General features: G+C 70.6%; 7 protein-coding genes. 3 read left to right on the forward strand and 4 right to left on the reverse strand.

The annotated features are described in order from the left end of the window. Both ABNT58_RS19080 and ABNT58_RS19085 read left to right on the forward strand, forming a co-directional pair. Positions 1-245, forward strand: a 245-nt coding sequence (locus ABNT58_RS19080) for a hypothetical protein (RefSeq protein ID WP_348755020.1), incomplete at its 5' end; no start/stop codon positions are given. 11 nt (positions 246-256) lie between these two features. Beyond that, on the forward strand, positions 257-1,396 hold the full coding sequence (locus ABNT58_RS19085) for an alpha/beta fold hydrolase (protein WP_348755021.1): 1,140 nt from the start codon (positions 257-259) through the stop codon (positions 1,394-1,396). Here the strand turns inward: ABNT58_RS19085 and ABNT58_RS19090 are convergent, their stop codons facing one another. From ABNT58_RS19090 to ABNT58_RS19100, 3 genes are all read right to left on the reverse strand, one after another. Continuing rightward, the gene (locus tag ABNT58_RS19090) at positions 1,397-3,622 is read right to left on the reverse strand and encodes a xanthine dehydrogenase family protein molybdopterin-binding subunit (RefSeq protein ID WP_348755022.1); all 2,226 of its coding nucleotides are present in this window, start codon (positions 3,620-3,622) and stop codon (positions 1,397-1,399) included. A 2-nt stretch (positions 3,623-3,624) separates the two neighbouring features. Beyond that, positions 3,625-4,086 carry a (2Fe-2S)-binding protein gene (locus ABNT58_RS19095; protein WP_348755023.1) on the reverse strand — a complete coding sequence of 154 codons (462 nt, stop codon included), beginning with the start codon at positions 4,084-4,086 and terminating at the stop codon, positions 3,625-3,627. A 213-nt stretch (positions 4,087-4,299) separates the two neighbouring features. Further along, positions 4,300-4,614: a hypothetical protein gene (locus tag ABNT58_RS19100; RefSeq protein ID WP_348755024.1), complete on the reverse strand. Its 315-nt coding sequence runs from the start codon at positions 4,612-4,614 to the stop codon at positions 4,300-4,302. A gap of 188 nt (positions 4,615-4,802) precedes the next feature. On the opposite strand from ABNT58_RS19100, the gene ABNT58_RS19105 reads away from it, so the two are divergent. Further along, complete coding sequence (locus ABNT58_RS19105; RefSeq protein WP_348755025.1) at positions 4,803-5,720, forward strand: class I SAM-dependent methyltransferase; 918 nt, start codon at positions 4,803-4,805, stop codon at positions 5,718-5,720. A gap of 13 nt (positions 5,721-5,733) precedes the next feature. Here the strand turns inward: ABNT58_RS19105 and ABNT58_RS19110 are convergent, their stop codons facing one another. After that, complete coding sequence (locus tag ABNT58_RS19110) at positions 5,734-6,381, reverse strand: hemerythrin domain-containing protein (RefSeq protein ID WP_348755026.1); 648 nt, start codon at positions 6,379-6,381, stop codon at positions 5,734-5,736. Positions 6,382-6,483: the final 102 nt, after the last annotated feature.

A 6,483-nucleotide genomic window follows, 5' to 3' on the forward strand; every position in this document is an offset into this window, starting at 1 on the left:
ACGCCGGTCAGCGCGGCCAGGCGCCGGCGCAGGCCGCCATCTTCCAGATGCACGAGGAAGGCGAGGTGCTCAGCCGCTTCAGCGGCTGCACACCCGGCCCGCTGTGGGGCGCCGAGGGCGGGCCCGGCGTGCACTGCGACGTGGTGAACCTGAGCCGCGGCAGCTGGATACGCCAGCACAACATGGCGCAGATGGCCTGCAAGCTGGCGCTGGTGCACGAGGGCAAGCCGATCCGCCCGGATTGAGGAGTGTTGCGATGACGCCGTGGACCGATGCAAGCGCCCGTCTGTGGGCACACCTGGGCGCGCTGGCGTGCAGGCAGGTGTGGGTGCTGGCCCTGGCTGCAGCGCTGGCGGCCTGCCAGCACGCCACCCCCGCGCCCGAGCCGGCCGGGCCACTGCCGCCCAACCCCTACGGCCTGGCCACCGAGGCCGAGCTGCCCGCCCGCATGGCCCGCGAGATCCAGCCCTTCTGGCAGCAGCAGGTGCAGCAGGGCCGCTTGGCCGGCGCCGGCGGGTTGATGCTGGCCTATGCGCTGGCCGAGCCGCCGCAGCCGCGCGCCAGCGTGGTCATCGTCAACGGCCGCACCGAGACGCTGCTGAAGTACGCCGAGGTGATGCACGACCTGTGGCGCCAGGGCTATGCGGTGTATGTGCTGGACCACCGCGGCCAGGGCCTGTCGCCGCGGCTGCTGCCGGATGAGCCGCACAAGGGCCATGTGGCCAGCTTCGACGACTACGTGGCCGACCTGTCGATGTTCATCGACCGGGTGGTGCAGCCCCGCTCGCCAGGCCGGCCGCTGCTGATGCTGGCGCACTCGATGGGCGGCGGCATCGCCTCGCTGTACCTGGAGCGGCACCCGGGTGTCATCCGCGCGGCGGCGCTGTCTTCGCCCATGCATGCGCCCAATGCCAAGGTGCTGTTCAGCGCGACCACCGGCTGTCTGTGGTTCAAGGCCACCGGTGGCCTGTGCCCCACCTGCTGGGCCGGCCTGCTGGACGCCGGCTGGAAGGCCAGCACCTTCGACGACAGCCGCAACGAACTCACGCATTCGGCCGTGCGCCACGGCATCGTGGAACAGGTGATCGCCGAGCGGCCCGAAGTGGCGCTGGGCGGCCCCACGCGCGGCTGGGCGCGGGCGGCCTGCCAGGCCTCGGACGCGCTGATCGAAGGCGCCGGCCGCATCGATGCCCGGCTGCTGGTGCTGCAGGCCGGGGAAGACACCGCGGTGACGGCCGCTGGCCAGGCCGCCTTTTGCGCCGGGCTGCAGCCGGCGGTGCGGCCGCAGCCGTGCCCGCTGCGCATCGAAGGCGCGCGGCATGAGCTGCTGGTCGAGGCCGACCGCTACCGCCTGCCGGCGATGACGGCCATCCTCGACTTCTTCGCGCAGCCCTGATCAGGCCTTCTTGACCAGCTGCTCGCCGATGGGCAGCTTGCGGATGCGCTGGCCGGTGGCCGCGAACACCGCGTTGGTGACGGCCGGGGCCAGCGCCGAGGTGCCGGGCTCGCCAATGCCGCCCGGGTCTTCGGTGCTGTTGATGATGTGCACCTCGATCGTCGGCGACTCGTTCATGCGCAGCATGCGGTAGTCGGTGAAGTTGTTCTGCATCACCCGGCCCTGGTCGAAGGTGATCTCGCTCCACAGCGCGGCGGTGATGCCGAAGTTGACGCCGCTCTCGATCTGCGCGCGCACCGTGTCGGGGTTGATCACCTGGCCGCAGTCCACCGCGCACACCACGCGCAGCACCTGCACATTGCCTTCGCCGTCCACCGCCACTTCGGCCACCTGGGCGATGTAGCTGCCGAAGGCGAACTGCACCGAGATGCCACGGCCCACGCGCTTGCCTTCGATGGGCTTGAGCGGTGTCTTCCAGCCGGCCTTCTCGGCCGCCAGCTCCAGCACCCGGAGCTCGCGCGGGGCCTTGGCCAGCAGGCCGCGGCGGTACTCGAACGGATCGGCCCCGGCCGCGGCGGCCAGCTCGTCCATGAAGCTTTCCACCACGAAGATGTTGTGCGTGGGGCCGACGCCGCGCCAGAAGGCGGTGGGCACCGGCGGCTCATGCCGCACGTAGTCCACCTTCACGTTCGGGATCTGGTAGGGCAGGTCCTTGGCGCCTTCCACCGCATCGGGGTCCACGCCGTCCTTGACCAGCGGCGGCGCAAAGCGCGCCATGATGGACGAGGCGGTGATGCGGTGCGACCACGACACCGGCCGGCCCTGCGCATCGAGCGCGGCCTGCAACCGGTCGTAGTAGTAGGGGCGGAACATGTCGTGCTGGATGTCTTCTTCGCGCGTCCACACGAACTTGATCGGCGTGCCCGGCTTGGCCTTCTTGGCAAAGGCCACGGCCTGCACCACCGAATCCACCTCCAGCCGGCGGCCGAAGCCGCCGCCGATCAGGTGGTTGTGGATGCGCACCTTGTCCAGCGGCAGGCCGGTGAGTTGGGCCACCGCGCCCTGCGCGATGGTGGGCACCTGCGTGCCCACGTAGATGTCGCAGCCGTCGGCCTGCAGCAGCACCGTGGTGTTGATCGGCTCCATCGTGGCGTGGGCCAGGAAGGGCAGCTCGTACACCGCTTCCAGCTTGCGGCCTTGTGCCTGTGCAAAGGCCTGGCCGGCATCGCCGTCGTTGCGGGCCACGGCACCGGGCTTGGCGGCGGCGGCCTGCATGTCGGCCACCAATTTGGCATTGGTGAAGCCGGCGTTGGCGCCGTCGTCCCAGGTGGGGGCCAGGGCGGCCAGGCCTTGCTTGGCGGCCCACATGTGGTCGCCCACCACCGCCACCGCGTTGTCGATCTTCAGCACCTGGCGCACGCCCTTGACGGCCAGCGCCTTGGCGTCATCGGCGCTCTTGAGCTTGCCGCCCACCACCGGCGAAGCAGCCACCGTGGCCACCAGCATGCCGGGCAGCCGCACGTCGATGCCGAAGTGCGCGCGGCCGTTGACCTTCTCGGGCGAATCCAGTCGCTTGACCGGCGTGCCGATGAGCTTGAAGTCCTTGGCGGGCTTGAGCTTGACGTCGGCCGGGGCCGGGCGGCGGGCCGCTTCGTCCACCAGCTGGCCGTAGTGCAGGCTGCGGCCGCTGGCGGTGTGCGTCACCACGCCGTTGCGCACGCTGCAGTCGGCCGCGGGCACGCCCCAGCGGTCGGCCGCGGTGGCCACCAGCACGGTGCGGGCGCTGGCGCCCGCCTTGCGCAGCGGCACCCAGGCGCCACGCACCGAGGTGGAACCGCCGGTCACCTGGCCGCCCAGCAGCGGGTCGCCGTAGCGTTCGTTGTCGGGCGGCGCATGTTCCAGCTTCACCTTGGTGACGTCGACTTCCAGCTCTTCGGCCAGCAGCATCGGCATCGAGGTGTAGGTACCCTGGCCCATCTCCACCTTGTGCATCACCAGCGTGACCACGCCTTCGCGGTCGATGCGGATGAAGGCGTTGTGGGCCAGCGCGCCGGCTTCGCCGGTGGCCTTTTCGGCGGCGTGGCCGACGGCGGCTTCGGCCGGCTTTTCCTTGCGGTCGGTCTGCGCGCGCAGCGGCAACGCAAAGCTCACCATCAGGCCGCCACCGGCGGCGGCGCCGAACTTCAGAAAGCTGCGGCGGGGCAGGGTGTTCATCAGCGCGCTCATGCTCAGGCTCCCTTGCGCGAAGCGGCCAGCTTGATGGCGGCGCGGATGCGGTTGTAGGTGCCGCAGCGGCACACGTTGCCACTCATCGCGGCGTCGATGTCGGCATCAGACGGGTTGGGGTTGCTGCGCAGCAGCGCGGTGGCCTGCATCACCTGGCCCGACTGGCAGTAGCCGCACTGCACCACGTCCAGCTCGCGCCAGGCGGCCTGCACGCGCTGGCCCACGGGGTCGTTCTCGATCGCTTCGATGGTGACCACGCGCTTGCCGGTGCAGGCGGCCACGGGCGTGACGCAGGAGCGGATGGCTTCGCCATCCAGGTGCACGGTGCAGGCGCCGCACATGGCGATGCCGCAGCCGAACTTGGTGCCGGTGAGGCCGGCGACATCGCGCACGGCCCACAGCAGCGGCATGTCGTCGGTCACGTCCAGCGCTTGCGGCTGGCCGTTGATGTGGAGGGTGGTCATGGACGTTCTCTGCGAATGGGTTGCAAGGGCTGCCTGAGAACTGCCGAGCAGCGCGAAGGCCGGCGCACGCAAGCGTGGCCGGCCAGCCATCGGGGGGCAGGGCGGGTGTGAACACCGCCGCTGCGGCCCAAAGTTGGCGGATGATGCCTTGTAACCATGAGCGCCGCCGTGGGGACGCTTATATCCCCAGGCAGCCCTCCACCACTTGATCCGTCAGATGTCCACCGGCACCTGCAGCGCGCTCAGCGGCACCATGCCCTGGTCGCCGTCTTCATACACCAGCAGCACGGCCACCGGCAGCGCGCCCCAGCAGGCGTTGTAGCGCTTGCCATTGACCGTGGCCCAGGCGCTGCGGAAGTAGGGGCGGGCTTCGGGGTCGATGCGCTCCAGCACCGTCGCGTCGGTGCAGGCGGCATCGGTCAGGCGGATGGCGTTGGTGCCCTTGTAGGCCACCAGGTCGGTGGTCTGGGCGGCGGCACTCGCGGCGGCCAGCGCGGCCACGGTGATCAAGGCCAAAGATCTCAGCATGGTTCACCTCCGGATGCGGCGGCTTGCCGCGTTCCCTCATTTCACGCAGGGCGCGGTCCGGCGGCTGTAGGACAGCCTGCCGCGGCAGGCGCGACGGCGCCGCGATGCAGCGTGCGTGCGGCGGTGGCCGGCGGTTGCGGCTTGCCTACACTCGCCCACCCTGCCGCCCGACCGACGCCCCGACGCCCATGCAAGCCCTGCTCGACACCATCGCCACGCTGCCGAGGCCCACCCAGGCCGGCCGGCACTTCCATGGCCGCGGCGGCCTGTACCCGGGCTGCGAAGCGTTCACGCTCGATGCCTATCCGCCGGTGTGGCTGTTCACCAGCTTTGCGCCGGTGGAAGAGGCGGCGCTGCAAACCATTGGCGAGGCGCTGGCCGCGCGCTGGCAGCAGGTGGCCCCAGGCGAGCCGTTGAACTGGGTGTTCCAGCAGCGTGACGAGTCGCGCGCCACCAACCGGCTGATGGCCGGCGAAGTGCCCACCGAGCATGTGGTGGAAGAAGACGGCGCCCGCTACGGCGTGCACCTGCTGCGCGGGCAGAACCACGGTTTCTTCCTGGACATGGCCGAAGGCCGGCGCTGGGTGCGGCGCTGGGCGCAGCAGCAGCCGGGTGGCCGCGTGCTCAACCTGTTTGCCTACACCTGCGCGTTTTCGGTGGCGGCGCTGCAGGCCGGCGCCGGGCATGTGACCAATGTGGACATGGCCGGCGGCGCGCTGTCCATCGGCCAGCGCAACCACCGGCTCAACGGCATCGATGCACGGGCGGCCTTTCTGCCGCACGACATCTTCACCTCCTGGGGCAAGATCAAGCGCGGTGCACCTTACGACCTGATCGTGGCCGACCCGCCCAGCCACCAGAAGGGCAGCTTCATGGCGCCCAAGGACTACCCGCGCGTGATGCGCCGGCTGCCCGAGCTGCTGGCGCCCGGCGGGCTGGCCCTGCTGTGTCTGAACACGCCCAAGCTGGGCGCCGACTTCCTGCTGCAGGGCATGCAGGCCGAGGCGCCCTCGATGAGCTTCGTGGAACGGGTGGTCAACCCGCCGGTGTTTGCCGACGTGTCGGCCGACCGGGCGCTGAAGGTGATGGTCTTTCGCGCGCCCTGAAGGGCCGGGCGCTTCAGCCGCCGCGCGAAGGCGAGGCCACCGGCGGCGGCGCCAGCGGCAGGCCCTTTTCGGGGTGCACCGACGCAAACTCGCGCGCGAAGGCGGCGGTGAGCACCGCGTTGGTGGTGGCGTCCAGCTTCTGCTGCAGCTGCGGGTAGAGCCTGGCTTCTTCGTCCTGGCGGGCATGCTGCAGCACGGCGGCCTGCAGCGCGCTCACCTTCTCCTGCCAGGCGCCGCTTTCCTGCACGTTGGTGAGTTCCAGTTCGGCATTCATCACCTTCGCATGGGCCTGGTCGAGGTACAGCTTGTCGGCCTCTGTCACCAGGCCCAGGCGGGCGATGGCCGGGTACAGCACGTTCTCTTCGGCCACCGAGTGGGCGGTGAGCTGGTAGGCCAGCGTGCGCTGCAGCCGCTGGCGCCGCAGAAAGGTCTTGTCGGTGCTGTCCAGCAGCTCCTTGAAGGTCTGGTCCACCAGGAGGTGCTGGGCCTTGACCATGGCCAGCCAGTCGCCGCCGCGTGCGGCTGTCTGGGCCACCGCGCGGCGCAAGGGCAGCAGGGCGGCGGCGGCCGTGACGGCGGCGCCGGCGATCAGTTGGCGGCGTGCCGGCACGGGTGTGTCGGCCGCCTGGGCGACGAAGGGCTGGATCGGTTTTGGATGCATGGCGATGGCTCCGCTGAATGGGTGCCACCGCCACGGCAAGCCGGGTGCCGGCTCGCGCCGCCTGTCAGGCGTCCGTCCCCGGCTGCCCTTCACGCGCAAAGT

Source organism: uncultured Aquincola sp. (assembly GCF_964001545.1).
Lineage (GTDB): Bacteria > Pseudomonadota > Gammaproteobacteria > Burkholderiales > Burkholderiaceae_C > Aquincola.